Here is a 25866-nt window from a genome sequence, read left to right as displayed (position 1 = left end):
CGTCTGCTTTGGGCCACAAGCAGTCGTTGGGACGTTGTGTCACCGTCAGCGGCGCTGCGGTGCCCAACCAGCAACGCCTAACGCGGCTCGATTGAATCGAGGAACGCGGTGACGAAGTCTGTGCCGTCGTCCGGTTCGCTGCCGACGCGCACTGCGTTGGCGAAGCCGATGGCCGAGGAGATCGGGTTGTGGCGGCCGCTGCCGGCCCGAAGGTTCATCACCAGTGTGGGGCAGAGGAACAGGCCCAGGCGGATAAGCTGGCGCCAGTCTGCCGGCAGGAGGTTGCGATCCCGCAAATCCTGCAACAGCGGGCGCCAGGCGCGTTCGGCCTTCACTTGAAGCAGGTCCTCGCGGACCGGGGTCAGGGCCCAGTCCGTCTCGATGGCGAGGGTGCCGTCGCGATGGGTTGCGGTTGCGGTGTAGCACTTCGCGACTTCCTCGGGATCGTAGAGCCAGAGCGGGTGGGCGATGATGTTGTGGAAGGTCGTCTTCACCTCGGCGAGAAGCGAGGGCACGTGCTCGCCGGCAAACGCCGGATCGAAGAACGACAGGCTGGGCCCGTCCTGCCCCTCGGAATACCAGACGTTGGCATTGTGTGCGTCGCCATGCGCCACGACACCGCCGGCATCCGCCAGGCGAATGGGGTTCAGCCGGTGGTGCGCCAAGTCGAACAGCTCGCCGATCGAGTGGCGGTAGGCGACGCCGTTGACGATAAACTCGGCGCCGGCAAATTCGGCCCAGCTCAGTGTGGCGCCCGGAAACGCGAAGCTCTGGCCGACATAGAAGCTCTTGAGGCGCCCACCGGGATAGGCGCCGGTGACCGGATCGATGAGGCGCTCGAAGAACAGACGGTGCACCGGTTCGCTTTGCGACTGCGCCGACGTGATCGGGTGCAGGGTCTGCCGGTAGATGTCGTTGACGCAATCGCTCAGCGTCGCCTCGGCTGAGACCGCCGCGGCGCGACGCTCGGCATGGTCGTCGAGATCGAGGGCCCGCAGGACATCGGAGAAGCGCGGATCGGTGCGACGGCGGTAGACGAGGATCTGCTCGCCGGGGAGCGTCGAGGTGTAGACGGCCTGATCGACCGGCAATCCGGCCCGCGCCAGGATGTCGGCGCGATAATACTCGCCGCTCATCTGTTCTTCGCCCTCTTCCTGGTGGAACTTGAAAAAGAAGGCGCCGTCGGCGGTGTCGAAGAAGCCGTTGAGCGAGTTGAGGCTGTACTGGTCGCGATTGATCGCGACGTTCTGCGCTTCGATCTTGAATAGGTCGGCGAGCAGCGCCGCGAGCAGCGGTTCCGCCCGGCCGTCATGGTGCTTGGCGGCGGCGCGAATATCCGCCGTCCGGCTGGAAAACTGGGTCATGGTCGGGTCTGCCGGGCTAGCGGATGGAGATGATGGTCTTGAGGCCTTTGACATTGCCGGCCAGCAAGCGCTCGAAGGCGGCCGGCACCTGGTCGAGCCCGATCTCCTCGTCGATCAGGGAGAGCAGTTGCTCGCCGAGCACATCGGCCAGGGCGATTGCCTCGGGCAGTTCGTCCTTGAAGGCGTGACAGCCGACGAGCTGGATCTCGCGCTCGACCAGGTGATTGGGGTCGAGATCGAGCTTGCCGTGGCTGATGCCGACAAGGCCAAGCACGGAGTTCGGCCCGATGACATCGAGCAATTGCCGCAAGGCGGCGATGCTGCCGGTGGCATCGATGGCAAAGCGCAGCGGCCGGCCCTGGTTGGCGGCGGCGATGGCGTCCGGGGTGAGATCGACAACCCGACCGCCGGTGACCTTCGCGACCATCCGCGCCCGATCGGCATTGCGATCCGCCAGGAGGAGCGGGCCGTTATGGCGATGCGAGAGGGCGAGCGCACAGAGGCCGCCAATGGTGCCGCAGCCGACCACCAGCACGCCAGCGCCGTCGGCCGGTGCGACCTTGTTGATGGCGTGGAGGGCCACGGCGAGTGGCTCGCTCATTGCCGCGACGCGTGGGTCCATGGTCTCAGGTCGCGGCTGCACGAGCCTCGCCGGCAGGATGACCTGTTCGGCGAAGCCGCCATCGCAGACCTCGCCGACGAAGCCGAGGCGTTCACAGGCGTTGCGATGGCCGTCGCGGCACTGCGGGCACTCGCCGCACCAGAAGCGGGAATCGGCCACCACGGCTTGCCCAACCGACAGGCCGGACACCCCCTGCCCGACCGCGACGACCCGGCCGCAGAACTCGTGGCCGGCGACGCTTGGGCGGCGCGAAATCCACTGCCCGGTCGAGAAGTTGTGGAGGTCCGAGCCGCAGATGCCGGCGGCCTCGACGGCGATGAGCACCGAACCGGGGCCAGGCGCCCCGGGGGCAGCGACCTGTTCGAACCTCAGGTCCTTGACGTCATGGAGGCGCACCGCACGCATAGGATCGGCTACCGCACAAACTGCTGGCGCAGGTCCGAGACGGCAAGGGCATGCGACGAAAAACCCTCGTAGATGGCGAGCTCGTGGGCGTGCCTGGCGAGCAGCGGAAAACCTGCGGCGGTGACGTAACCGATCGAGCTGCGTTTGACGAAATCGGTAACAGAGAGCGGACCGTAGGTGCGGGCCCAGCGGCTGGTCGGCAGCACGGCATTGGGCCCGAGGCCGAAATTGCCGATACTGCAGGGGGTGTGCTGGCCGAGCAGGATTTCCGACGCCTCGGTGATCTTGCCCAGATGATCATAGGGCTCGGTGGAGAGGATCTCGAGGTGCTCGGGGGCATAGGCGTTGATGAAGTCGTAGCTCTCCTCGACCGACGAGGTGAGGATGATGCCGCCGGTCTTGCCGCCGGTCAGCACGGTGCGTGAGAAGGCGACGCGCTGCTCGGTCATTTTCGCCCAGATACCCGGCAGCGCGGCGATCGCCTCCTCGGCAACGCGTCGGCTGTGGGTGACGAGGTAAGCCGACGAATCCGGGCCGTGCTCGGCTTCGATGAGCAGATCGAGCGCGGCGAGGCCGCCATCGATGGTGTCGTCGGCAAAGATCACCGCCTCGGAGGGACCAGCAGGCAGGCCCGTATCGATGACGCCGGAGAGCAGGCGCTTGGCGGCGACCACCCAGGGGCTGCCCGGGCCGACAATCTTGAGCGCCGGCTTCACCGTCTTCGTTCCATAAGCAATCGCGGCAACCGCCTGGGCGCCGCCGGCCTTGTAGACCGTCTCGACGCCGGCGAGGCGCGCCGCCACCAGGGTTGCTGCGTCGACGCTGCCATCGGGCGCCGGCGGGGTGACGATGGCAAGATTGGGCACACCGGCGACGACGGCCGGCACGGAGGTCATCATGGTCACCGACGGGAACGAGCCCTTGCCGCGCGGCACATAGAGGGCGACCGACTGAATGGGGGTGAAGCGATCGCCGGCATAGGCGCCCGGCCGGATCTCCTTCATCCACATGGTCTCGGGCTTCTGCTCCTCGTGGAAGCTGCGGATGTTCTCGATGCCGAACTGGATGGCGTCGATAACCTTGCTGTCGACCGCCTTGAAGGCGGCGTCGAACTCAGCCGGCGTGACCTGCAGCGTCGCTTCGGTGACGTTCTCAGCCTTGTCGAGATCCCGCGCAAACCGGGCAAGCGCGGCATCGCCTTCGGTCCGCACCGCCTCGATGATCGGCTTCACCTTCTCGATGACGCCGGAGAGATCGGCCTCGGAACGCTTCAGCAGCGCTGCCCGCTGCTCGGTCGAGAGCTTCGCGTAGTCGTAGAAGGACACGTCAGACATAGTTCGTCTCACTTTGCGTACGGACGGCGGACCGTCATTTCGATTTGAGGAAGATGTCGAGGCCGACCAGGCGGTCGAGCAGCGCGATCACCAGGGTCGCGCAGACGATGAAGACCACCGAGATGGCCGCGAGGTCCGGGGTGATGATCGAGCGGATCGAATTGTAGATCTGCACCGGCAGCGTCACCGTCCGGGCGTCGGTCAGGAGCAGGCTGACCAGGAACTCGTTGAGCGCCAGGATGAACATTAGCAGCGAGCCGCTGATGATGCCGGGCATGACGCCCGGGATGGTCACATTGAAGAAGGTGGAGATCGGCCCTGCCCCGCAATTGGCCGCCGCCAGTTCGAGGTCGGGGTCGAGGCTCGCCGAGCTCGCCATCACCGCCCAGATCATGAACGGCAGGTTGATGACGCAGCAGGCGAGGCCAACCGGCCAGATCTGCCCGAGAATCCGCATCTCGCCGAACAGCAGCATCAGCCCGATGCCGGAACCGATCAGCGGGATGGTGAAGGGCAGCAGCAAGTAGATCTGCAGCGTCCGCTCGAACTTGATCGCATACTTGCTGAGCGCGATGCCCGCGAGGGTGCCGACCGGGATGGAAATCAGGGTGCAGATCAGCGCCACGGCCAGCGACCGGACGAAAGCGCTGCGCAGGTCATCGGCCAGCGCGATCTTGGCGTACCACTGCAGCGAGAACCCCTGCGGCGGGAACTGGATGATGTTGCCCGAGGTGAAGGAGGCGCCGAGGACCACGATCGTCGGGGCCGAGAGGACGATGAGGACCAGGGCCACCATCGTCCAGATGACGATGGACTTGCCCAGGGGTTGCTGGGTCATTTGCGATCCCTCCCCATGGCGAGGGTGCCGGCCCCGAAGATCGAAAAGACGATGCCAACGACCAGCGAACCGATGCCGACGAGGATGATGGTGAGCGCGGCGCCCATCCCCTGGTCGGAGGTGCGGAAGAACTGGTCGTAGATGGCATTGGCGATGAAATCCTGCGAGCCGCCGCCAAGGATGGCCGGCATGGCGAAATCGGTCAACGACAGCGTCAGGACCACGAGGCCGGCGCCGATCAGGCCGGGCTTGGCCATCGGCAGCACGACGTGGACGAAGCTCCGCCACCAGTTGGCGCCGAGGCTGCTGGCAGCGGACTCGATCTCCTCGGGGATGGCGGTGAGGGCCGGCGCCAGCATCAGCACGGCGAACGGGATCATGTACTGCACCAGCCCGAAGAGGACGGCTGGGTAGTTGTAGAGCAGCCGCATGGGGGGAACGCCGACCAGCCCCAGCACCTCGTTCACCACCCCCTGGTTGCCGAGGATGATGAGCCAGCCATAGGCGCGCACCACCTGGCCGATGAAAAAGGGCAGGAACAGCGCGATCAGCAGGAACTTGCGCAGCAAGGCCGAGGGCGTGCGCACCATCAGGTAGCTGTAGGGAAACGCGAAGACGAGGCAGAGCACGGTGACGATCACCGAGCCGAGCAGGCTCCGCCACAGGATCGACCAGTAGAGGCCGCTATTGAAAATCTGCTCATAGTTGGCCGAGCGATAGTCGGCCGAGGGCATAAAGGTGCTGGTGTCGAGGACGCGGGCGCTCTGGTCGGCGATCTGCACCATGCCGATCACCAGGAGCAGCACCAGCAGCACCGCCGGCAGCACCATCACGTAGGGCACCGCACCAGACAGGCGTCTCGGCCAGACGGCGGCCACGGCGGCCTCGATACCGTCCATGATCCGCCAGCCAAGCGGATAGGCCTTTCGATACGTTCGCATGATGCTCCTCAGGGGGTAGTGCGGGACGGCACCGCAGCGCCGTCCCGAGTTCGAGGCGAGATCAGCCCTGCATGATCTTCTTGAATTCGCCGAACCAGGTGCTCTCGTTCTCGACCTGGACCTGCGAGGAGATGCGGATCAGGTGCTCGAAATCCTCCGGCTTGGTCGGGTAGGACGGATCGCCGACGAGATCGGCCGGCGGAGTGAGACCGGGGACGACGCCCGGCAGTCCGAGGCCATCGAGCCACACCTGCTGAGCGTCCTTGGTGATGGCGAAGTTGATGTACTGCTTGGCCCAGTAGAGCTCGTTCTCGGGCAGGCCCTTGGGGATCCACAGACCATCGGTATCGAACTTGGCGCCTTCCTCGGGAACGGTCCAGGCGATGTTGACGCCGTTCTTTTTGGCTTCGCGGGCATTGGTCGAGATAGTCACCGCGAGGTCGATCTCGCCATTCTGGAACCAGGTGGTGAAATCCGGGTCCTCGCCGAGCAGCGGCGCCTGCTGCTTGACCTTGGCGATGAAATCCCAGGCCGGCTGCATGTTGGCGGGGATATCCTCGAGCTTGCCGCCGCCGGCGACCTGGGCAGGGAAGTGGAAGCCGATACCGTCGTTGTAGAGCGCGATGCGGCCCTTGAACTTGGGATCGAGCAGCACCTGCAGCGAGGTCGGGGCGCCATCCGGGAAGGCCTCGGGACGGTAGGCCAGCACGTAGACATAGCCGTAGGTGTTGACGATCGGATAGCCCTCGAGCCCGACAGGCTTGGCGAGGTCCGTGGTGCCGGCGAGGTTCGAGAGATCGGACAGATCCTCGGTCACGCCACGCAGTGCAGACTTGGTGGCATTGGTGGTGGTGTCCCAGTTGATGTGGATCGGGGGCACCCGGTTCTGCGCCACCGCCGCCCACACCTTGGGCTGGATCTCGTTGTCTTCGGTCAGGTCGTGCCGGACGGCGATGCCGGTGGCAGCGGTGAAGGGGTCGGAAACGCCCGCCTTGAGGCTATCGACCCACGAGCCACCCCAGGCCCGCACGATGATTTCGGCGGGCTTGGCCGGTTCCTGGGCAAATACCCGTGTCGCGAAGCCGGAGGCTGCGATGCCGCTCAGCGCGGCGGCGCCGCCGAGGAATTTGCGGCGGGACAGGGCAAGGATGGATTTGTGATCAGTCATGGTTTCTCTCTCCTATTGTCTCTACCAGCCGGCTCAGTTGGGGAAGGTCAGCACATCGCGTGCGTTCCAGCCCATCGCCACGTTGTCCCCGATGGCGAATTGTTTGTGAGCCGCTGGATCATGATCGAACACGCGCAGTAGCGTGCCCGGGGCTAGGTCTATCTCGTAGACGAGGCGTTCACCCTCGAAGATGGCGTCGCGGACGACACCGCGGCTGGTGGTCTGGCAGCCGGAAAGCTCGGCTTCGGACGATGCCAGCCGGACCTGTTCGGCGCGCAGCGCACCGGTGACCGAAGCGCCAACCGAGGGTGCAGGGCCTTGTGCCGCCCAGGTGCCGGTGACCTCGCTGCCACCGACATCGAAGCTGACGGCATCACCTGAGGTCGCCGTGACCTTGCCCGAGATGAAATTCGTAACGCCGATAAAGCCGGCGACAAAGGCATTGGCCGGCGTGCGGTAGGTCGCTGACGGTGGCGCCTTCTGCTGGATAACGCCCTTGTCCATCACGATCACCTCGTCCGAAACGACGAGGGCCTCGCGCTGGTCATGGGTGACATTGATGGTAGTGACGCCGAGCTCGCGCTGGATGCGGCGGAACTCGAGCTGCATCTCCTCGCGGAGCTTGCGATCGAGCGCCGCCAGCGGTTCGTCGAGTAGCAGCAGGTCGGGCTCGAACACCAGGGCGCGGGCAATGGCCACGCGCTGCTGCTGCCCGCCCGAAAGCTGGTGGATGCGCCGATCGGCATAGCCGCCGAGGTGGACGAGATCGAGATAGCGCTGCACCCGCTCCGGGATGGTGGTCGCATCGAAGCGCCGCATCTTGAGCGGGAACGCGACGTTCTCAGCCGCGGTCATGTGGGGAAACAGCGCCAGCTTCTGGAACACCATGCCGATCGACCGCTTGTGCGGCGGCGTGGCGCTGACCGGCTTGCCGTTGATGAAGATCTCACCCGCGCTGGGCTTCTGAAAGCCGGCGATCATCCGCAACAGCGTGGTCTTGCCGGACCCCGAAGGCCCGAGAATGGTCAGGAAGCGCCCGTCCTCGAGATCGAAGGAGGCGTCCTTGACGGCATGGAAATCGGCAAAGCTCATGTCGACATTGCGCACCGATACCGCGACGCGGGTCGCCTGGGCGGCACGACCTTCAATGCCGGCTTCAATAGTCATAACTTCCCCTCGAACAGGCCAGTCGCAGCCACCTCATGCCAATAATGTCTATACATATCGACCTGTGTGTCAACACGACTTGTGCAGTTTTCCTTTCTGCACAAAGATTGTGCAAATGGCGCGTCAGATGGAGGCAAGGTAGCCTCCGTCGATCGCCAGGCACTGCCCCGTCACATAGGCCGATGCGGTGCTGGCGAGGAAGACGACAGGGCCGCCGACATCCTCGGCCAGCCCGAAGCGGCCCTGCGGGATCTTTCCCAGCATGCCGGTGGCCCAGGCTTCTTCGGCATAGAAACCTTCCGTCATCTCGGTGCGGAAATAGCCCGGCGCGACCGCGTTGACGCGGATGCCGTGCCGAGCCCACTCCGCCGACAGGGCGCGGGTCATGCCGAGCAACCCGGATTTCGACGAACCATAGGGGACGGCGGTGGGCACGCCCACATAGGAGGTCAGCGAACAGAGGTTGATGATCGAGCCACCGCGACCGCGCGAGGCCATGCCGCGCGCCGCCGCCTGGGCGCAGAAGAAGCTACCCTTGAGGTTGGTGTCGACGATGCTGTCCCACAGCGCTTCATCGACATCGAGCGACGGCGCGACGCTTTCGAAGCCGGCATTGTTGACGAGGATGTCGATGGGCCACGCCGCGTCGAGTTCACCGATTGCGGCGGCGATGCCGGCGACATCGGTGACATCGAGCTCGAGCGCCCGGCCGGACGCACCGGCTGCTGCGACCTGGCTCAGCGTCGCGTCGAGGCTGGCGCGGGCGCGCGCCGTGACGCAGACCTCGGCGCCAGCTGCCGCGAGGGCAACGGCAATCCCCTGCCCCAGGCCGCGGCTGCCGCCGGTCACCAGGGCGCGCCTTCCCGTGAGGTCGAAGGCAGATTTGCTAGACATGCAGCCTCCTCCCAGAGATGCAGTTGACGAGTATCAGCACTTTCAGTCACTCATGTCTATACATAATGTCGGTAGGATCGCGACCTGATGCGCGGTCACGACGACGGGGTAAAGGTGGCGACGAGGGCGTGGCGATCGCCCGGATAGGTCAGCCGCACCTGAGTGACGGCAGCGCCGGCGCTCCAAGTCCGGCGCTCGATCACGAGGCAAGCCGTGCCCTGCTCGATCCCCAGTTGTTCAGCGGTCGTGGCGTCCGCCGCTGCCGCATGGATGCGGTGTTCCGCCGAGCTCCACGGCACCTGGCTCAGCAGCCATTGTCCGGGCGGGACCTTGGTGAAATCCGCCTGGTCGGCGCCCTCGACACTGGCAAGGTTGATCAGCCGCTGTTCAAGGCAGAACGGCTTGCCGCCCGCCAGGTGGACGCAGGTGATATCGAGGATCGCCGTACCGACGGGCACGTCGAGCAACAGCCGATCGGCGCCCTGGGCTTTCCGCTTCCCCGCCCGCGGAACATTGAAGGCGTAGGGGAGCTTGAGCGACTCCACTTCCTTGCGGATGTCGCTGATCTCGAGCACCGCGGACTGGGTGTGCGGCTGGCTGACGAAGCTGCCGCTCTTTTTCACCCGCTCGATCAGCCCGGCCCGCGCCAGCTGGGTCAGGACCTTGTTCACGGTCATCCGCGAGCAGCCATACTCGCGAGCGAGATCCACCTCGAACGGGATGCGGTGGCCGATGGGCCATTCCCCCGAAACGATCTTGCCTTCAATGTCATTGAGGATGCGCTGGTGGAGCGTGCCGGCTTCGGTGTCACGCTCGGCAGTCACTAGTGTGCTCACGCTCATCCAATCCCGTGCTTCAAACCAAAGCTAACCGATGTTCCGCCGATGGGGTCAAGCCCCAAGCAGGCGGTGCATGGTCGACTCGAACCGCCGCCGAATGGCGCCGGACTTAACATGTTTGCCATCGACCACTTGCTTGTTGCCGCCGACCCAGACATCCGCCACCGAGACGCCGGAGGCGAACACAAACGCGTCGAGCTGATCGACCGACGACAGGTAAGGCGCACCGGCGGCCGAGAATGACACCAGGTCGGCGGGGTTGCCGACTGCAATCCCCGACTGCACCCCGAGGGCCGCTGCACCACCCTTCGCCGCCAGGTTGACGAGCTCAGCGGCGGTCGACTGTCCGGCCCGCGCGATGACGTTGCGGCTCTGCCGCGCCAGGCGCTGGCTGTACTCCAGCTGCCTCAGCTCACCGGCCAGCGAGATCTGGACGTTGGAGTCCGAGCCCACGCCCAGGCGGCCGCCCTGCGCGACGAATGCGGCGCCGGCAAATATGCCGTCGCCAAGGTTGGCTTCGGTAATCGGGCAGAGACCCGCCACAGCCTTGGTGGCAGCGATGCCGGCCACCTCATCGGCGGTGAGGTGGGTGGCATGGATCAGGCACCAGCGCTGATCGACCGGCGCGCCGGCAAGCAGCAGCTCAACGGGGCGCGCGCCGGTGGCCGCAATGCAATCCTCGACTTCCAGCAATTGCTCGGCGACGTGGATATGCACGGGCTGTCCTTCGGCGAACGGCAGGATCTCCCGGATCTCGTCGATGGTCGCGGCCCTCAGGCTGTGCGGGGCGATGCCCACCACCGCGCCCTCCAGCGCGCGGACCGCGCGCCGCGACGCGGTCACCAGTTCGGCAAAGCGAGCCGTGTCGTTGATGAAGCGCCGCTGCCCCTCGATCGGCGGTTTCGGCCCGAAGCCTGAGTGGGCGTAGAACACCGGCAGCAGAGTCAGGCCGATGCCCGCCTCGGCGCTGGCGGCGGCGATGCGCTCCGCCATCTCAGCGATGTTGGCATAGGGACGACCATCGACGTCGTGATGCAGGTAGTGGAACTCGCCCACCCGCGAGAAGCCCGCCTCGAGCATTTCGACATAGAGCTGCGCCGCCACCGCCTCGACGTCGTCGGGCGTCATCGACAGGGCGAAGCGATACATCTGGGTCCGCCAGCTCCAGAAGCTGTCCTCATCGGGCCCGCGCTTCTCGGTCAGCCCCGCCATGGCGCGCTGGAAAGCGTGGCTGTGGAGGTTGGGGACCGCCGGCGCCAGCAGCGCATGGCGCTCGTCTGCGACAGCCGGCGCACTCCCCTGCTCTACCGAGGTGATCAGCCCGTTCTCGATCTCGATGCTGACATCGTGGGCGAGACCGGTGGGAAGCAAGGCAGCGGCGGCGAACAGCTTGGTCATCGAGCGATCCTGACGGGACAAACGGAAAACTCTCTTGTCATCGACCCCATTATGTCTATACATCTTTTAGGACGATTGAAAGCGGACATGCAATGCCGACACCAATCCCCAGCCGCGACGCCGACGTGAAACTATGGCGGAACGCCCGCCTCGTGACGATGGCCAGCCCCTCGGTCGAGCCGATCGAGAACGGCGTGGTCGTCACCTCCGGCGAACGCATCGTCTTCGCCGGCGCCGCGTCGGAAGCGCCCGATATCGACGGCGCGCAACAGATCGACCTCGGCGGCCGGCTGGTGACCCCGGCGCTGATCGATTGCCACACCCACATCGTGCATGGCGGCAACCGCGCCCGTGAGTTCGAAATGCGGCTCGACGGCGCCAGCTATGTCGAGATTGCCAAGGCTGGGGGCGGTATCGTCTCGACCGTTCGGGCCACCCGAGCGCTGTCGGTCGAGGAACTGGTCGAGCAGGCCCTGCCGCGCCTCGATACGCTGCTCGGCGAGGGTGTGGGGACCATCGAGATCAAGTCAGGCTATGGCCTCAGTATCGAGGCCGAGTCGAACATGCTGCGCGCCGCCCGCGAGCTGGGCAATCGGCGGGCGGTGCGCTTGGTCACCTCGTATCTGGGCGCCCATGCGACGCCCGAGGAGTACAAGGGACGCAACGGAGCCTATCTCGACGAGGTGGTGCTGCCCGGCCTGAAAGCGGCGCATGCCGACGGGCTGGTCGACGCTGTCGACGGCTTTTGCGAGGGCATCGCCTTTTCGCCCGAGGAGATCGCCCGGGTTTTCGACCTGGCGCGGGAGCTCGGGCTGCCGGTGAAGCTCCATGCTGAGCAGTTGAGCCATCTCGGCGGCACGTTGCTCGCCACCCGTTACGGCGCGCTGTCGGCGGATCATCTCGAATATATCGACGACGCGGACGCCGCGGCCATGGCCGCCGCGGGGACGGTCGCGGTGCTGCTGCCGGGCGCTTTCTACGCCATCCGAGAGACGCACAAGCCCGATATCGCCGCGCTGCGCCGGCATGGCGTCGCGATCGCTGTCGCCACCGATTGCAACCCCGGTACCTCGCCGCTCACCTCGCTGCTGCTGGGCATGAACATGGCGGCCACGCTGTTCGGGCTGACGGTCACCGAGTGCCTGGCCGGAACGACGCGCATAGCGGCGCAGGCGCTGGGGCTGCGCGAGCAGACCGGCACGCTCGAGGCGGGCAAATCCGCTGACTTCGCGGTGTGGAACTGCGCCTCGGTGGCCGAACTCACCTACCGCATCGGCTTCAACCCGCTGCACCGCCGCATCTTCAAGGGCAAGGCAACATGACTATCACGCTCACACCGGGGAGCGTCTCGCTCGAGACGCTGTCCGAGATCTTCTGGAACGGCACTCCCGCGGTGCTCGATCCGGGATTCGACGCGGCGGTCGACCGCGCCGCGGACCGCATTGCCCAGATCGCCGCCGGCAACGCCCCGGTCTATGGCGTCAATACCGGCTTCGGCAAACTGGCTTCGATCAAGATCGAAGCAGCTGACCTCGCCACGCTGCAGCGCAACCTCATCCTGTCGCACTGCTGCGGCGTCGGCGCGCCGCTGCCAGAGAACATCGTGCGGCTGATCATGTCGCTGAAGCTGGTCTCACTGGGGCGCGGCGCATCCGGCGTGCGGATCGAGCTCATCCGGCTGATCGAGGCCATGCTGGCCCGCGGCGTCATCCCGCTGATCCCGGAAAAGGGCTCGGTCGGCGCCTCCGGCGACCTGGCGCCGCTGGCGCATATGACGGCGGTGATGATCGGCGAGGGTGAGGCATTCTACCGGGGCGACCGGCTTACTGGCCGCGCGGCGCTCGAACGCGCCGGGCTCAGCCCGGTGGTGCTCGCCGCCAAGGAGGGCCTGGCGCTAATCAACGGCACGCAGACCTCGACGGCGCTGGCACTTGCCGGACTGTTCCGCGCGCATCGCGCCGCCCAGGCAGCATTGATCACCGGCGCCATGTCGACCGATGCCGCGATGGGTTCCTCGGCCCCGTTCCATCCCGATATCCATACTCTCCGGGGACACCAGGGCCAGATCGATGCGGCAGCGGCGCTGCGCACGCTGCTCGCCGGCTCGGCCATTCGCGAGAGCCATGTTGAAGGCGACGAACGGGTGCAGGACCCCTACTGCATTCGCTGCCAGCCGCAGGTCGATGGCGCCTGCCTCGACCTGCTCCGCACGGCTGGGCGGACGCTCGAGATCGAGGCCAACGCCGTCACCGACAACCCCCTGGTGCTGTCCGATGGCAGCGTAGTGTCGGGCGGCAATTTCCACGCCGAGCCGGTGGCCTTCGCGGCCGATCAGATCGCCATCGCGGTGTGCGAGATCGGTGCCATTGCGCAACGCCGCATCGCCTTGCTGGTCGATCCGGCCCTCTCCTACGGCTTGCCGGCATTCCTCGCCAAGAAGCCCGGGCTCAATTCCGGCCTGATGATTGCCGAGGTGACCTCGGCGGCGCTGATGAGCGAGAACAAGCAGATGGCCCATCCGGCCTCGGTCGACTCCACCCCCACCTCGGCCAACCAGGAAGACCATGTCTCGATGGCCTGCCACGGGGCGCGCCGGTTGCTGCAGATGACCGAGAACCTGTTCGGCATTATCGGCATCGAGGCGCTCACGGCGACACAGGGTGTCGATTGCCGGGCGCCGCTGCAGACCGGCACCGAACTGCTCAAGGCCCGCTCGGCGCTTCGCGCGGTGGTTCCCGAACTCGAGGAGGACCGCTACATGGCCCCCGACATCGCCGCCGCGGTGACGCTGGTCGCCAATGGTGGCCTGATCAGCGCCATCGGGCCTGGCATCCTGCCGGGGCTGGCGCACTGATGGAGATCTTCGAGCTCCACCAGGGCACCTCGCCCGTCATCCTGGCGTTCCCGCATACCGGGACTTATGTGCCGCCTCAGATCCGGGATCAGCTGAACGACAACGGCAAAATCCTCGCCGACACCGACTGGCATATCCACCAACTCTATCGCGACCTGCTGCCGGGCGCCTCGACCATCCGCGCCACCCACCACCGCTATGTCATCGACGTGGGTCGCGATCCCACCGGCGCCAGCCTCTATCCGGGCCAGAACACCACGGGGCTTGTGCCCGAAACCGATTTCGATGGCGCACCGATCTGGTCCGAGGGCGGCTTCGCCGATACGGCCGAGACGCAGCAGCGGCTGGCGGTGTACCACGCCCCTTACCACGCCGCGCTGGCCGCCGAAGTCGAGCGGGTCCGCGCGGCGCACGGCGTCGCCATTCTCTTCGATTGCCATTCGATCCGCTCGAATATCCCGTTCCTGTTTGAAGGCACGCTGCCGGATTTCAATGTCGGCACGGCCGATGGAAGATCCTGTGCGCCCGCCGTCGAGGCCGCCGTCTACGACGTCGCGCGGGCGGCCGAGGGCTACAGCTCGGTGCTCAATGGCCGCTTCAAGGGCGGGTGGACGACACGCCACTACAGCAACCCGGCCGGCGGCGTAGAGACGATCCAGCTCGAACTGGCGCAGGCGACGCACCTCGTCGCGGAAGCGCCGCCCTTCGCACTCGACCCCGTCAAGTCGGAACGCCTGCGCGCCCACCTCACTGAAATGCTGAAGCGCCTCGAGGCGCTTGCCCCCTCTCTCGCGGAAGCACAGCCATGACCGATCCCCGCCACAACATCCGAGAAGTCCGTGCCCCTCGCGGCACCCAGTTGCGCGCCAAGAGCTGGCTCACCGAGGCGCCGCTCCGCATGCTGATGAACAACCTCGACCCGGATGTCGCCGAGAACCCCAACGAACTGGTGGTCTATGGCGGGATCGGGCGGGCGGCCCGCACCTGGCAGGATTTCGACCGCATCGTCGCGGCGCTGGAAAAGCTCGAGGCCGACCAGACCCTGCTGGTCCAGTCGGGCAAGCCGGTCGGGGTGTTCCGCACCCACTCGGATGCACCGCGCGTGCTGATCGCCAACTCTAACCTCGTGCCGCACTGGGCGACCTGGGACCATTTCAACGAGCTCGATAAGAAGGGCCTGGCCATGTACGGCCAGATGACGGCGGGCTCGTGGATCTATATCGGCACCCAGGGCATCGTGCAGGGCACCTACGAGACGTTCGTCGAAGCCGGCCGCCAGCACTATGGCGGCAACCTCAAGGGTAAGTGGATCCTCACCGCAGGCCTTGGCGGGATGGGCGGAGCCCAGCCCCTCGCCGCCGTCATGGCCGGCGCCTCCTGCCTCGCCGTCGAGTGCAACCCGGACTCGATCGATTTCCGCCTCCGCACCCGCTACCTCGACGAGAAGGCGACAACGCTGGACGAGGCACTCGAGATGATCGCGCGCTGGACCAGAGCCGGCGAGGCGAAGTCGGTGGGCCTGCTCGGGAACGCCGCCGAAATCCTGCCGGAGATGGTGCGCCGCGGCATTCGCCCCGACCTCGTCACCGACCAGACGTCGGCGCATGACCCGATCAACGGCTACCTGCCCAAGGCCTGGAGCATGGCCGAATGGCGGGAGAAGCGCGAGAGCGCCCCGAAGACGGTCGAAAAAGCGGCGCGCGCCTCGATGCGCGAACATGTCGAGGCCATGCTGGCCTTCTGGGATCGCGGCATCCCGACACTCGACTATGGCAACAATATCCGCCAGGTCGCCAAGGACGAAGGACTTGAGAATGCCTTCGCCTTCCCGGGCTTCGTGCCGGCCTATATCCGCCCGCTGTTCTGCCGCGGCATCGGCCCGTTCCGCTGGGCGGCGCTCTCGGGCGACCCCGAAGACATCTACAAGACCGACGCCAAGGTGCGCGAGCTGACGCCGGGCAACACGCATCTCCACAACTGGCTCGACATGGCGCGGGAGCGCATCGCGTTCCAGGGGCTGCCGGCGCGCATCTGCTGGGTCGGCCTCGGCGACCGCCACCGGCTGGGCCTCGCCTTCAACGAGATGGTCCGCAGCGGCGAACTGAAGGCGCCCGTGGTCATCGGCCGCGACCACCTCGATTCGGGTTCCGTGGCCTCGCCGAACCGCGAGACCGAGGCGATGCAGGATGGCTCCGACGCGGTTTCGGACTGGCCGCTGCTGAACGCGCTGCTCAACACCGCGTCGGGCGCAACCTGGGTCTCGCTCCACCATGGCGGCGGCGTCGGCATGGGTTTTTCACAGCATGCCGGCATGGTGATCTGTGCCGACGGCACCGACGATGCGGCCCGCCGGCTGGAACGCGTACTGTGGAACGATCCGGCGACCGGCGTGATGCGGCACGCCGATGCCGGTTACGAAATCGCCCTCGATGTCGCACGCGAGAAGGGGCTCGACCTCCCCGGCATCCTTGGCTGAGGACGCTATGCGGCTCACGCGGTTCGAGGACCTGGCGGTCGTCCCCTGGCGAAACGGCGGCGGCGTTACCCGCGAGGTTGCCGCCCGCCGCGACGCCGGCGCCGGGTCCGACTTCCTGTGGCGCCTCAGCATCGCCACGGTCAATGCCGACGGCCCGTTCTCGAGCTTTGTCGGGACCGACCGGACGATTGCCGTTCTGGCCGGACGCGGCATCGCGCTGCGACTGCCCGATCGGACGGTCCCCGTGACCGACGACAGTGAACCGTTCTCGTTCGCCGGCGAAGCGCCAGTGCATGCCAGCGTCATGGACGGCGAGACGACCGACCTCAATGCGATGACGCGGCGTGGGTGGTTCACGCATAGGATGCGTCGGTTGCATCAGAATGGCACCTTCTCCATCGCAGGGGTGGCCGCCGAAACGGTGGTGGTGTTTGGCGGCAGGACGGTTGTCGAAGGGCTGGGCGACCCGCTTGCAGCCGACCGGTTCGATGCACTCGTGGGCATCGCGCCTGGACAGCGCATCACCGTCCGCCCGGAGCCCGACGCTCCGACTTACCTGATCGAGTTCTTCCGATCCCGAGGGGAACAGAAGGACTCGAAAGAGCGCCCAGAAACCCCTATGAGTTAGTCCAATTCGGACAACAGGACTCGAAGTAACGATGACGGCACGAATCTACCGGCCTGCGCCCAATGCCATGCAGTCCGGCCGGGGCAAGTCCAAGGAATGGATCCTGGTGCATGAGCCGACCGCCCCGCGCGAAATCGAGCCCCTGATGGGCTACACCTCGAGCACCGATACGCGTGCGCAGATTCGCCTCACCTTCGACACCCTCGAAGAGGCCGAGGCCTATGCGCACAAGAACGGCATCGCCTACCAGGTGCTGCCCGATCACAAGCCGACGGTGAAGCGCACCGCCTACTCGGACAATTTCCGCTCCGATCGCAAAACGCCCTGGACCCATTAAGGGACTGCGGCGATGAGGGCATTCCTCCGCCGCACCCTGTTGCTGCTGTCGTTGCTGGCCGGGCTCGCTCCCGCCGCAGCGCTGGCGGCCCCTGCCCTGTGGCGGGTCAGCGATGCCGACAGCTCCGTCTGGCTGTTCGGCTCCATCCACATTCTCGACAAGGACCGGGACTGGCGCACGCCGCGCTTCGACGCGGCGCTCGCCGAGGCCGAGCACGTCTATTTCGAGATGGTGCTGGACGTGGACGCCTACGCCACGTTTACCCGACTATCGATGCTCTATGGCATGAACCGGGACGGGCGGCAGCTCAGCGACTACCTGACCGGCGAACAGCAGGACACGCTGCAGGCCTTCCTCGATGAGCACGGCTTGCTGCGCGACCTGATCGAGCCGATGCGGCCATGGATGGCGGACCTGACGCTGATGAGCATGAGCCTTTCGGCAGGCGGTGGTGGCGAAAGCGCGATGACGCAGCAGGCCGGCGTCGAGCTGGTGCTGCTCGACGAGATTGTCGAGGACCGGCGGCGCGAGCTGGAAACAGCGGAAACGCAGTTCCGGCTGTTCGCAGGACTGCCCGATGCCGAACAGGTCAGCTCGCTGATGCGCACCATTGCGGCGACCGACAGCCCCGACCAGGGCCTGGGCGCCTTGGCCGACCTGTGGCACGCCGGCGACGTCGAAGCGCTGGCGCGCACGATGAATGCGGCGCTCGGGCCGGTCGACTCGCCGACCTATCGGCGCATGCTGGGCGATCGTAACCGCCGCTGGACCACCGAGATCGCTGAGATGCTGGCGAACAACGAGGACGCCATGATCGTGGTCGGCGCGGGACACCTCGCCGGCCCGGTCGGCGTGCCAACACTGCTCGGCGAAGCAGGATTCAAGGTCGAGCGGATGGATCGTTCGGTGGCGCCCGCCAGCGCGACCGGCCGGCCGAACAGGCGCCGGTAGCACGATGGACCAGATGCTGGTGTTGATCGCCGTCGGCGCGGCTTTGGCCGGGTTTGCGCAGGGCGTTTCCGGCTTTGCCTTCGCGCTGGTGGCGCTGTCGGTGTGGGCATGGGGCGTCGATCCCCGGCTGGCGGTGGTGCTGTCGGTGTTCGGTTCGCTGGTCGGGCAACTGGTGACGCTGCCCTTCGTGTGGCGCGGCTTCAGCGCGAAGGCGGCGCTGCCGTTCATCATCGGCGGACTGATCGGCGTGCCGATCGGTGCGCAGTTGGTAGGTGCGGCCGACCCAAATCTGTTCAAGTTCGGACTAGGGCTGTTCCTTGTCGCCTATTGCCCACTGATGCTGCTGCTGCGGCCCGACCTCCGGTTCAGTTGGGGCGGAGGGGTGGCCGACACGGCAATCGGCTGGATCGGCGGAGTGCTCGGCGGCATGGCGGCAATCTCGGGTCCGGTACCGACGCTGTGGACGACACTGCGCGGCTGGAGCAAGGACGAGCAGCGCGGCGTGCTGCAGGGCTTCAATATCGCCATGCACACGGCAACGCTGACCGTCTACCTGATCGCCGGGACGCTCGAAGCCGAGATGCTCGGCGCCCTGGCACTGACCGGCGTGGTGCTGGTGCCGTTCGCCATCCTCGGCGTGCTGGTGTTCAAGCGGCTGACGACAGTGGGGTTTCGACGCGTTGTGCTGGTCGGGCTGACCGCGTCAGGGCTGGTGCTGATCTGGGGGGCGGTGGTGGCTTGGGTGTAACGGCCAGCATCGCGGCTGTGGCCCCCCACCCTTGATCCCTCCCCACAAGGGGACGCGGTAGCGCCCTGAGGGGAGGGAGACGCCATTACCGGCATTTCGGTTCTATCGCCCTTCCCTCCCCTTGATGGGGAGGGATTAAGGGTGGGGTGGGGCCGCGATCTCGATAACGCCCGGCTCAAACCTCGCTGAGCTTGGTCCACTTGCCGTCGGCCTTCGACGAGGCGACGGAGGCCATGATGAACTCCATGCCTTCGACGCCGTCGGCAAGGCTGGGGAGCAGCCCGGCGACATCCTTACCTTCGCCGCGGATCACCTGGGCGAACTGGCTGTAGAGCGTGGCGAAAGCCTCGAGATAGCCCTCCGGGTGCCCGCCCGGGATGCGGACGTTCATCGCGGCAGCGGGCGGAGCGGAGATGGCGCCGCCGCGGGTCAGCAACTGCTTGGGTTTGCCGAACTCGGTGAACCACATGTAGTTCGGGTTATCCTGCCGCCACTCGAGGCCGGCCTTTTCGCCATAGACGCGCAGCTGCAGGCCGTTCTCCGAGCCCACGGCGACCTGGCTGGCCCACAGCATGCCCTTGGCGCCGCCCTGGAACCTGAGCTTGATCTGCACGTCGTCATCGAGCTTACGCCCCTTGACGAAGCTGGTGAGCTCGGCGCTGACCGCCTCGGTCTTCAGCCCGGTGACGAAGCGCGCGAGGTTATAGGCGTGGGTGCCGATATCGCCGATGGCGCCGCCGGCGCCGGAGCGCTTGGGGTCGGTACGCCAGGACGCCTGCTTGTTGCCGGGGTCGGCGGCATTGGTCAGCCAGTCCTGCGGGTATTCCACCTGCACGACGCGGATCTTGCCCAGGGCCCCGGATTTCACCAGCTCACGCGCCTGCCGCACCAGCGGATAGCCGGTGTAGTTGTGGGTGAGGAGGAATTTTGCACCCTTCTTGGGCTTGATTGCCGCCAGCGCTCGCGCATCGTCCAGCGTCGAGGTCAGCGGCTTGTCGCAGATGACGTGGATGCCGGCCTCGAGGAAGGCCTTGGCTGGGCCGAAATGCACGTGGTTGGGCGTAACGATGGAGACCGCCTGGATACCGTCCTTGCGGGCGGATTCCCTGGCGGCCATTTCCTCGTACGAAGTGTAGATGCGGTCCTCGGCGAGGCCGAGGTTCTTGCCGCTCTCGAGCGCCGTTGCCGCGTTGGACGACAGGGCGCCAGCGACCAGTTCATAATCGCCGTCGATGCGAGCGGCGACACGGTGGACGTAGCCGATGAAAGCACCGGTGCCGCCACCGACCATGCCCAGGCGAATGCGCGGAGCGCCGTTCTCTGCCATTTTCTTACTCCCTCAGTTCCATTGACGGGATGTCACCCCACCCACCGCGTCACCCCGGCGAAGGCTGGGGCCCATCCTGAGCTGCTTCAGCTCACCGTGTGGGTGAGAGATATCTCAGGATGGATCCCGGTCTGCGCCGGGATGACACCGCGTGTGGGGTTGCCCCAGTGCTTAGCTCAGACCGAGAATCTTGCGGTTGGCCGCCTTGTCGGTGCCCGACGCGGCGAAGTCGTCAAACGCCTTCTCGGTGACATTGATGATGTGGCTCTGGATGAACGGCGCGCCCTCGGCCGCGCCCTGCTCCGCCGACTTGATGGCGCATTCCCACTCGAGCACCGCCCAGCCGTCGAAACCGTAGGCGCTGAGCTTCGAGAAAATACCGGCGAAATCCACCTGGCCATCGCCGAGCGAGCGGAAGCGCCCTGCCCGGTTCACCCAGGACTGGAAGCCGCCATAGACACCCTGCCGGCCGGTCGGGTTGAACTCGGCGTCCTTGACGTGGAACATCCGGATCCGCTCGTGATAGAAATCGATGTACTGCAGGTAGTCGAGCTGCTGCAGCACGAAGTGGCTGGGATCATAGAGCAGGTTGGCGCGCGGGTGGTTGTTCACCCGCTCGAGGAACATCTCATAGGTCGCGCCGTCGAACAGGTCCTCGCTCGGGTGGATCTCGTAGCAGACGTCGACGCCGTGCCTGTCGAACTCGTCGAGGATCGGGGTCCAGCGCCGGGCCAGCTCATCGAAGGCCTCTTCGACCAGACCGGCCGGACGCTGCGGGAACGGATAGAGGTAGGGCCAGGCCAGCGCACCGGAGAAGGTAGCGTGCGCCTTGAGGCCGAGGTTCTTCGATGCCGCGGCGCAAGCCTTGAGGTGCTTTACCGCCCATTCCTGCCGCGCCTTCGGATTGCCGCGCACTTCCGGGATGGCGAAGCCGTCGGAGAGCGTGTCATAGGCCGGGTGCACGGCGACGAGCTGGCCGATGATGTGGCTGGCGAGCTCGGCGATCTCGAGGCCGTGGCTCTGAACGGTGCCCTTCACCTCGTCGGCATAGGTCTTGGAGGTCGCTGCCTTCTCGACGTCGACGAAATGGGTCAGCCAGGTCGGGATCTGCACGCCCTTGTAGCCGAGGTCGGCCGCCCAGGCACAGATGTGGTCGAGCGTGTCGAACGGGGCCTTGTCGCCCGCGAACTGGGCGAGGAAAATCGCCGGCCCTTTGATGGTGCGCATCAGAATACCTCCCTTGGAACGGCGCGGTTCCGCCGTCGCTTGTGCACGTACCTCAAGTCAGTGGGACGCCCTGCCCGCCAATGGTTCGAGAGATGGGTTGAGCCGGGCCGCCGCTGACATGTCGGCAGCTACCTTCATGCTCGGCTCGGAACTGTCAAGGTGACGGCGAACGGAAACCAGCAGGGTTTTGCGGCCTCTGCTCAGGGCCCGAGGCTCTCGAGCACCAAACGCTCGATGGTATCCATCAACCAGACCAGACCCGCATCCATCAGGCCGGCGCGCGGCGCGACCAGATGGACGAAGCTGGGATCGCCCTGGTCGAACGGCACCGGCGCGGTGCCGAGGCCGAAGCGGCGGGCATAGGCACTGACCACAGGCACCGGGATGGTGCCGATGAGGTCGGTTTCAGCGATGGCGGCAAGCGCCACGATGAAGTGCGTCACGGTGAGTTGCACCCGGCGGCTGCGGCCGAGCCCGGCTAGTACGTCGCTGGTGTAGCTGCCGACATCGCCCCGCGCCGAGACCATGACGTGGTTGGCTGCGCAATAGGCATCGAGTGAGGGATCGTCGAGGAACGGGTGGCCCTGGCGGGCAACGACGGCGAAGTCGCCGTGGTAGAGCGGGCGCGACACGAACCGGGACGGCACCTCGCCGAAGGTTACCGCGGCGAGATCGACACTGCGGGAGTCCAGTTCCTCGAACACGGCCTCCCATGGTCGGGCGCGGCTGACGTCCGGCATGATCTGCCGTGTGCCGATATCGATGCCCGGCGCCTTTGCCGAGAGCTCAGCGAGCAGAGCCGGCAGCGGCGCAATGGCGCTTCCGTCGGGCGAGCCGATCATGAAGCGGCGGCGCGACGTCCGCGGATCGAAAGGTTCGGCCGACGAAACCACCTGCCGGACCCGCGCCAGAATTTCGGCGATCGGCTCGGCCAGACCGAGGGCTCGCTCGGTGGGCACAACGCCGCGCGGGGTCTTGAGAAACAACGGATCATTGAGCTGTGCGCGTAGCCGGCCGAGGCCGTGGCTGACCGCCGAGGGCGATAGGTTGAGACGCTGCGCAGCCCTGCCGACATGCAGCTCCTGCAGCACGACTTCGAAAAGCACGAGCAGATTCAGGTCGGTACGAGATAGATCAATCTGGTGCAGCATATCGATGCATTCATATCACTGGATTCACGACCCGGCAATCGGGCATCCCGACGCCGCGGGTGGGCAACCTGAGGACTTTCTCTGATGTACCTGACCTTCATGATGATCGGCGACCGCTGGGCCGCGCGCCACAATATCTCGAAGCCGAAGCGCACACCGCCCACGACGCTTCGCTTGCCGGCACCCACCACACCGTCGGCGGCGCGCGAGGAGAGTGGGAAATGATGCTGGCTCAGTTCTCCAACGAGACACCCGACGAGGCGCTGCAGCTGATCGCATTCTGGCGCAAGGCGGGGCGCGAGCTGTGGTTCGCCAAGGACGCCGCCTTCGATGCGCTGTTCACCGAGAGCTACATCGCGCTCTATGAGCTCGCCGCCAAGGGGCAACTCGACCATTGGACCGGTACGGCGCGCGGTTCACTGGCACTGCTCATCCTGCTCGACCAGTTCCCCCGCAATGCCTTCCGCGGCACGCCCAAGGCTTACGCCACCGACACCCATGCGCGGCGCATCGCGATGCTGGCGACCAGTTGGGGTCAAGACCTGATGATCGATCTCGAGCTCAGGTTGTTCATGTACATCCCGTTCGGCCATTCCGAGAGCCTGGCCGACCACGTGCGCGGCGGCGAGCTGCTGGAACACATGGGCTCGCCCTATACCGATCACGCGAGAAAGTACCGGGCAGTGATCGAGCAGTTCGGGCGCTTCCCCCACCGCAACCCGATCCTTGGCCGCGAGGCCACCGGCGCCGAGGAAGAATTCCTGCGCAATGGCGGGTTCTCAGGCTGAAGGAGACAAACATGGCAATCATGATGATTTCGGACGTCGCAGGCCAGAGCGTCGAAGGCTATGAGCGGGTGCTCGAAACCGTGCAGCCGCACTATGCGGACGCCCAGGGCTTCCTGATGCACTCGGCCCACGCCACCGAGGGCGGCTGGCGGATCGTGGAGGTGTGGGAGAGCCGCGAAGATGCAGGGCGCTTCTTTGCCCAGCACGTCGCACCCAACCTGCCCAAGGGTATCCAACCCAAGGCACGGTTCGAGTCGTTGCACACGCTGGTGCGGCGCTGAGGCGGCAAGCCGCGAGGTGACGGTTCGGGTCGCACCGAGCCCTCCCCCGCCCTACTCCGCCTCGACGGCCAGGGATCTCCGTCTGCGATCGTGCCGTGGGCGCGAAAACGGAGGTTCCCGCTTTCGCGGGAATGACTTGGTGGTTGGGACCGGGGTCGGTGGTGACTGGTGATCGCCGAACGAAAGAGGCCCGGGTGACACCCGGGCCTCTTCAACACTGGATGGCGACAAGGGCTCAGCGCAGCAGGGCGCGGGCTTCTTCGATGCCGAGGGCGGCAGGGCGCTCGCAGGTGGTCTGCAGCGTGATCACCTGGCCGGTTTCGCCGGCACGGAGGATCGAGGTCATGACGTCGACGGCATGCAGCGCCACATCGAGATCGCAGCGCGCCTTCTTGCCGGTCTCGATCGAGTCCATCATGTCGCTCAGGCCGGCATTGCGGTAGTTGGCGCGCGGGTTGGGCTTGTCGAGATCCTGGTTGGCCTTGCCGAACGGGTGATCCCAAGGGGTCACCTTCTCCTTGGTGCCGGCGCGATCGGTGATGGTCACGTCGCCGTTGAAGAAGTTCGGATCGGGCACATAGACCGAACCTTCGGTGCCGTAGAGCTCGATATTATGGTGGCCATGGCTGGAAACGTCCCAGCTGGCGCCCAGGGTGATGATGGCGCCCGAGTGGAATTCGAGGATGGCGTGGATCGTGGTCGGGGTGCCGACCTTGATGAACGTGCCCTTGAACGGCGAGCCCTCGGTGGTCACCTCACGCTCGGCCCGGGCCGAGCCGGTGAACGCGGTGACGCGCTTGATCGGACCGACGAGGCTGATCAGGTCGGTGATGTAGTAAGGGCCGAGATCGAGGATCGGCCCCCCGCCGGGCTGGAAGAAGAAATCCGGGTTGGGATGCCAGTGCTCCATGCCGCGGCTCAGTACGTGCATGGTGCCCGAGGCGATCTTGCCGAGCTTGCCCGAGTCGATGATCGAGCGGGCCTGCTGATGCGCGCCGCCGAGGAAGGTATCGGGCGCGGAGCCGACCTTGAGCTTGTGCTCCTCGGCCAGTGCCTTGAGCTGAATGCCCTCTTCGACGCTGAGGACGAACGGCTTCTCGGAATAGGCGTGCTTGCCGGCCGAGAGGATGTCCTTCGAAATCGAGAAGTGGGTCGAGGGGATCGTGAGGTTCACGATCACGTCGATCTCGGAGTTCTTCAGCAGCTCATCGGGGGTCTGCGCCGCGACATTGTACTCCCCTGCCCGCTTCTGTGCGGCCTCGGGAATGATGTCGGCGATGGCGCGGACTTCGAGGTTCCTGAACAGCGGCGCGAGGCGCAGGTAGGCGGACGAGATGTTGCCGGCACCCATGATGCCGACGCCATAGGTCTTTGCCATGATCTTAGGCTCCGAGAGTCTTGATGAAGGTGATCGAGCGCGAAGCAAAGCGGTCGATGTCATTGGGGTTATCGTGCTCGGCGACGAAGTACTGCGCCTTGGTCTCAGTGCGGATGATCGGCCACAGCGTCTTCCACGGCACGACGCCCTGGCCGGCATCGGCCCAGCCATCTTCATCGGCGTTCTGGCCGGCTGGCGCGATATCCTTGACGTGTACGGCGACGATGCGATCGCCGAACTTGGGCAGCCAGGTCGCAGGGTCGGCCTTGCCGCGGACGATCCAGGCGACGTCGGCCTCGACGTTCACGGCCGGGGCGGCCTCGAGCAGCCAGTCCATGGCGTATTTGCCGTCATACGAGATGAACTCGAACTCGTGGTTGTGGTAGCCGAAGGTGAGGCCGGCATCCTGGAAGGGCTTGCCGATCTTCTGCAGCCGGTCGCCGAACTTCTTCCAGCCATCAGCCGAGGTGGGCCGATCGGTGGGGGCGAGCCAAGGGCAGACGACGACCTTGATGCCGAGCGTCTCAGCGAGCTTCAGGGTCTTCGAAGTATCCTCGAGGTCGCCGAGGCTCACATGCGCGGTCGGCATGGTGAGGCCGTTGGCATCGAGCTGCGCCTTCAGCGCCTGCGGGTCGGTGTAGAGCGAACCGTAACCCTCAACGTGGGTGTAGCCGAGCGCGGCGACCTTCTTGAGCACGTCCGCGAGCGGGTAATTGCGGGCGCTGAACAGCTGAAAACCGATATCCATTA

Annotated in this window: 26 protein-coding genes; 11 read left to right on the top strand and 15 right to left on the bottom strand. The window is 66.0% G+C overall.

Features of this window, described 5'->3' with window-relative positions; translation table 11 throughout:
* Positions 1-77 precede the first annotated feature (77 nt).
* From ASC89_RS05375 to ASC89_RS05330, 10 genes are all read right to left on the bottom strand, one after another.
* Entirely contained in the window at positions 78-1364 is a 1287-nt protein-coding gene (locus ASC89_RS05375; RefSeq protein ID WP_055995540.1) for a hypothetical protein, read from the bottom strand.
* Positions 1365-1380: 16 nt separating this feature from the next.
* Complete coding sequence (locus ASC89_RS05370; protein ID WP_055995537.1) at positions 1381-2391, bottom strand: zinc-binding dehydrogenase; 1011 nt, start codon at positions 2389-2391, stop codon at positions 1381-1383.
* A gap of 8 nt (positions 2392-2399) precedes the next feature.
* Positions 2400-3725 (bottom strand): histidinol dehydrogenase, encoded by a 1326-nt coding sequence (gene hisD / locus ASC89_RS05365; protein WP_055995534.1) that lies wholly within the window; start codon positions 3723-3725, stop codon positions 2400-2402.
* A gap of 34 nt (positions 3726-3759) precedes the next feature.
* Complete coding sequence (locus ASC89_RS05360; protein ID WP_055878662.1) at positions 3760-4563, bottom strand: ABC transporter permease; 804 nt, start codon at positions 4561-4563, stop codon at positions 3760-3762.
* The gene (locus ASC89_RS05355; protein ID WP_055995531.1) at positions 4560-5504 is read right to left on the bottom strand and encodes an ABC transporter permease; all 945 of its coding nucleotides are present in this window, start codon (positions 5502-5504) and stop codon (positions 4560-4562) included. Before ASC89_RS05355 ends, ASC89_RS05360 begins: the two co-directional genes overlap by 4 nt.
* 61 nt (positions 5505-5565) lie before the next feature.
* Entirely contained in the window at positions 5566-6672 is a 1107-nt protein-coding gene (locus tag ASC89_RS05350) for a PotD/PotF family extracellular solute-binding protein (protein ID WP_055878668.1), read from the bottom strand.
* 33 nt (positions 6673-6705) lie between these two features.
* Positions 6706-7839 (bottom strand): ABC transporter ATP-binding protein, encoded by a 1134-nt coding sequence (locus tag ASC89_RS05345; RefSeq protein WP_055878671.1) that lies wholly within the window; start codon positions 7837-7839, stop codon positions 6706-6708.
* 123 nt (positions 7840-7962) lie between these two features.
* Positions 7963-8733, bottom strand: coding sequence for an SDR family NAD(P)-dependent oxidoreductase (locus ASC89_RS05340; RefSeq protein WP_055995528.1), 771 nt, complete (start codon positions 8731-8733; stop codon positions 7963-7965).
* Positions 8734-8828: 95 nt separating this feature from the next.
* On the bottom strand, positions 8829-9569 hold the full coding sequence (gene hutC, locus ASC89_RS05335) for a histidine utilization repressor (RefSeq protein WP_244488403.1): 741 nt from the start codon (positions 9567-9569) through the stop codon (positions 8829-8831).
* Positions 9570-9623: 54 nt separating this feature from the next.
* Positions 9624-10970, bottom strand: coding sequence for a formimidoylglutamate deiminase (locus ASC89_RS05330; RefSeq protein WP_055995522.1), 1347 nt, complete (start codon positions 10968-10970; stop codon positions 9624-9626).
* Between the two features lie 92 nt (positions 10971-11062).
* On the opposite strand from ASC89_RS05330, the gene hutI reads away from it, so the two are divergent.
* From hutI to ASC89_RS05290, 8 genes are read left to right on the top strand one after another with little or no spacing between them, the layout of a single operon-like run.
* Complete coding sequence (hutI, locus tag ASC89_RS05325) at positions 11063-12292, top strand: imidazolonepropionase (protein WP_055995519.1); 1230 nt, start codon at positions 11063-11065, stop codon at positions 12290-12292.
* On the top strand, positions 12289-13824 hold the full coding sequence (hutH, locus tag ASC89_RS05320; protein ID WP_055995516.1) for a histidine ammonia-lyase: 1536 nt from the start codon (positions 12289-12291) through the stop codon (positions 13822-13824). Before hutI ends, hutH begins: the two co-directional genes overlap by 4 nt.
* Positions 13824-14633, top strand: coding sequence for an N-formylglutamate deformylase (gene hutG / locus ASC89_RS05315; RefSeq protein ID WP_055995512.1), 810 nt, complete (start codon positions 13824-13826; stop codon positions 14631-14633). The genes hutH and hutG overlap by 1 nt, the downstream gene beginning before the upstream one ends.
* Complete coding sequence (gene hutU, locus ASC89_RS05310) at positions 14630-16300, top strand: urocanate hydratase (RefSeq protein WP_055995509.1); 1671 nt, start codon at positions 14630-14632, stop codon at positions 16298-16300. Before hutG ends, hutU begins: the two co-directional genes overlap by 4 nt.
* Before the next feature lie 7 nt (positions 16301-16307).
* Positions 16308-16928 carry a HutD family protein gene (locus ASC89_RS05305; protein ID WP_055995506.1) on the top strand — a complete coding sequence of 207 codons (621 nt, stop codon included), beginning with the start codon at positions 16308-16310 and terminating at the stop codon, positions 16926-16928.
* A 31-nt stretch (positions 16929-16959) separates the two neighbouring features.
* Positions 16960-17265 carry an ETC complex I subunit gene (locus ASC89_RS05300; RefSeq protein WP_055995503.1) on the top strand — a complete coding sequence of 102 codons (306 nt, stop codon included), beginning with the start codon at positions 16960-16962 and terminating at the stop codon, positions 17263-17265.
* A 12-nt stretch (positions 17266-17277) separates the two neighbouring features.
* Positions 17278-18216, top strand: a complete 939-nt coding sequence (locus ASC89_RS05295) for a TraB/GumN family protein (protein WP_055995500.1) — start codon at positions 17278-17280, stop codon at positions 18214-18216.
* A gap of 13 nt (positions 18217-18229) precedes the next feature.
* Positions 18230-18964 carry a sulfite exporter TauE/SafE family protein gene (locus ASC89_RS05290; RefSeq protein ID WP_162247906.1) on the top strand — a complete coding sequence of 245 codons (735 nt, stop codon included), beginning with the start codon at positions 18230-18232 and terminating at the stop codon, positions 18962-18964.
* A 175-nt stretch (positions 18965-19139) separates the two neighbouring features.
* Here ASC89_RS05290 and ASC89_RS05285 read toward each other — a convergent pair whose 3' ends face one another.
* The 3 genes from ASC89_RS05285 to ASC89_RS05275 form a co-directional block, all read right to left on the bottom strand.
* Positions 19140-20291, bottom strand: a complete 1152-nt coding sequence (locus tag ASC89_RS05285) for a Gfo/Idh/MocA family protein (RefSeq protein WP_055878706.1) — start codon at positions 20289-20291, stop codon at positions 19140-19142.
* 171 nt (positions 20292-20462) lie between these two features.
* Complete coding sequence (locus tag ASC89_RS05280; RefSeq protein WP_055878707.1) at positions 20463-21518, bottom strand: sugar phosphate isomerase/epimerase; 1056 nt, start codon at positions 21516-21518, stop codon at positions 20463-20465.
* A 200-nt stretch (positions 21519-21718) separates the two neighbouring features.
* The gene (locus ASC89_RS05275) at positions 21719-22669 is read right to left on the bottom strand and encodes a LysR family transcriptional regulator (protein ID WP_055878710.1); all 951 of its coding nucleotides are present in this window, start codon (positions 22667-22669) and stop codon (positions 21719-21721) included.
* Positions 22670-22753: 84 nt separating this feature from the next.
* Here ASC89_RS05275 and ASC89_RS28395 point away from each other — a divergent pair, with 84 nt between their 5' ends.
* From ASC89_RS28395 to ASC89_RS05265, 3 genes are read left to right on the top strand one after another with little or no spacing between them, the layout of a single operon-like run.
* Positions 22754-22894, top strand: coding sequence for a hypothetical protein (locus ASC89_RS28395; protein ID WP_156384515.1), 141 nt, complete (start codon positions 22754-22756; stop codon positions 22892-22894).
* Positions 22891-23457, top strand: coding sequence for a DUF924 family protein (locus tag ASC89_RS05270; protein WP_244488402.1), 567 nt, complete (start codon positions 22891-22893; stop codon positions 23455-23457). Before ASC89_RS28395 ends, ASC89_RS05270 begins: the two co-directional genes overlap by 4 nt.
* 11 nt (positions 23458-23468) lie before the next feature.
* Positions 23469-23738, top strand: coding sequence for a hypothetical protein (locus ASC89_RS05265; RefSeq protein WP_055878713.1), 270 nt, complete (start codon positions 23469-23471; stop codon positions 23736-23738).
* A gap of 235 nt (positions 23739-23973) precedes the next feature.
* Here the strand turns inward: ASC89_RS05265 and ASC89_RS05260 are convergent, their stop codons facing one another.
* Positions 23974-25116, bottom strand: coding sequence for a Gfo/Idh/MocA family protein (locus ASC89_RS05260; protein ID WP_055878715.1), 1143 nt, complete (start codon positions 25114-25116; stop codon positions 23974-23976).
* Between the two features lie 4 nt (positions 25117-25120).
* Positions 25121-25864, bottom strand: coding sequence for a sugar phosphate isomerase/epimerase family protein (locus tag ASC89_RS05255; RefSeq protein WP_407065057.1), 744 nt, complete (start codon positions 25862-25864; stop codon positions 25121-25123).
* Positions 25865-25866: the final 2 nt, after the last annotated feature.

The organism is Devosia sp. Root413D1 (genome assembly GCF_001425235.1).
Taxonomy (GTDB): domain Bacteria; phylum Pseudomonadota; class Alphaproteobacteria; order Rhizobiales; family Devosiaceae; genus Devosia_A.
Note: the sequence above shows the minus strand (reverse complement) of the source record. Positions and strands in the feature narration are given on the sequence as shown.

Bases quoted from the DNA above. Each gene is read 5' to 3' on its own strand.
- ASC89_RS05375 (WP_055995540.1), bottom strand. From the start codon at position 1,364: ATGACCCAGTTTTCCAGCCGGACGGCGGATATTCGCGCCGCCGCCAAG.
- ASC89_RS05370 (WP_055995537.1), bottom strand. From the start codon at position 2,391: ATGCGTGCGGTGCGCCTCCATGACGTCAAGGACCTGAGGTTCGAACAG.
- hisD (WP_055995534.1), bottom strand. From the start codon at position 3,725: ATGTCTGACGTGTCCTTCTACGACTACGCGAAGCTCTCGACCGAGCAG.
- ASC89_RS05360 (WP_055878662.1), bottom strand. From the start codon at position 4,563: ATGACCCAGCAACCCCTGGGCAAGTCCATCGTCATCTGGACGATGGTG.
- ASC89_RS05355 (WP_055995531.1), bottom strand. From the start codon at position 5,504: ATGCGAACGTATCGAAAGGCCTATCCGCTTGGCTGGCGGATCATGGAC.
- ASC89_RS05350 (WP_055878668.1), bottom strand. From the start codon at position 6,672: ATGACTGATCACAAATCCATCCTTGCCCTGTCCCGCCGCAAATTCCTC.
- ASC89_RS05345 (WP_055878671.1), bottom strand. From the start codon at position 7,839: ATGACTATTGAAGCCGGCATTGAAGGTCGTGCCGCCCAGGCGACCCGC.
- ASC89_RS05340 (WP_055995528.1), bottom strand. From the start codon at position 8,733: ATGTCTAGCAAATCTGCCTTCGACCTCACGGGAAGGCGCGCCCTGGTG.
- ASC89_RS05330 (WP_055995522.1), bottom strand. From the start codon at position 10,970: ATGACCAAGCTGTTCGCCGCCGCTGCCTTGCTTCCCACCGGTCTCGCC.
- hutI (WP_055995519.1), top strand. From the start codon at position 11,063: ATGCCGACACCAATCCCCAGCCGCGACGCCGACGTGAAACTATGGCGG.
- hutH (WP_055995516.1), top strand. From the start codon at position 12,289: ATGACTATCACGCTCACACCGGGGAGCGTCTCGCTCGAGACGCTGTCC.
- hutG (WP_055995512.1), top strand. From the start codon at position 13,824: ATGGAGATCTTCGAGCTCCACCAGGGCACCTCGCCCGTCATCCTGGCG.
- hutU (WP_055995509.1), top strand. From the start codon at position 14,630: ATGACCGATCCCCGCCACAACATCCGAGAAGTCCGTGCCCCTCGCGGC.
- ASC89_RS05305 (WP_055995506.1), top strand. From the start codon at position 16,308: ATGCGGCTCACGCGGTTCGAGGACCTGGCGGTCGTCCCCTGGCGAAAC.
- ASC89_RS05300 (WP_055995503.1), top strand. From the start codon at position 16,960: ATGACGGCACGAATCTACCGGCCTGCGCCCAATGCCATGCAGTCCGGC.
- ASC89_RS05295 (WP_055995500.1), top strand. From the start codon at position 17,278: ATGAGGGCATTCCTCCGCCGCACCCTGTTGCTGCTGTCGTTGCTGGCC.
- ASC89_RS05290 (WP_162247906.1), top strand. From the start codon at position 18,230: ATGCTGGTGTTGATCGCCGTCGGCGCGGCTTTGGCCGGGTTTGCGCAG.
- ASC89_RS05285 (WP_055878706.1), bottom strand. From the start codon at position 20,291: ATGGCAGAGAACGGCGCTCCGCGCATTCGCCTGGGCATGGTCGGTGGC.
- ASC89_RS05280 (WP_055878707.1), bottom strand. From the start codon at position 21,518: ATGCGCACCATCAAAGGGCCGGCGATTTTCCTCGCCCAGTTCGCGGGC.
- ASC89_RS05275 (WP_055878710.1), bottom strand. From the start codon at position 22,669: ATGCTGCACCAGATTGATCTATCTCGTACCGACCTGAATCTGCTCGTG.
- ASC89_RS28395 (WP_156384515.1), top strand. From the start codon at position 22,754: ATGTACCTGACCTTCATGATGATCGGCGACCGCTGGGCCGCGCGCCAC.
- ASC89_RS05270 (WP_244488402.1), top strand. From the start codon at position 22,891: ATGATGCTGGCTCAGTTCTCCAACGAGACACCCGACGAGGCGCTGCAG.
- ASC89_RS05265 (WP_055878713.1), top strand. From the start codon at position 23,469: ATGGCAATCATGATGATTTCGGACGTCGCAGGCCAGAGCGTCGAAGGC.
- ASC89_RS05260 (WP_055878715.1), bottom strand. From the start codon at position 25,116: ATGGCAAAGACCTATGGCGTCGGCATCATGGGTGCCGGCAACATCTCG.
- ASC89_RS05255 (WP_407065057.1), bottom strand. From the start codon at position 25,864: ATGGATATCGGTTTTCAGCTGTTCAGCGCCCGCAATTACCCGCTCGCG.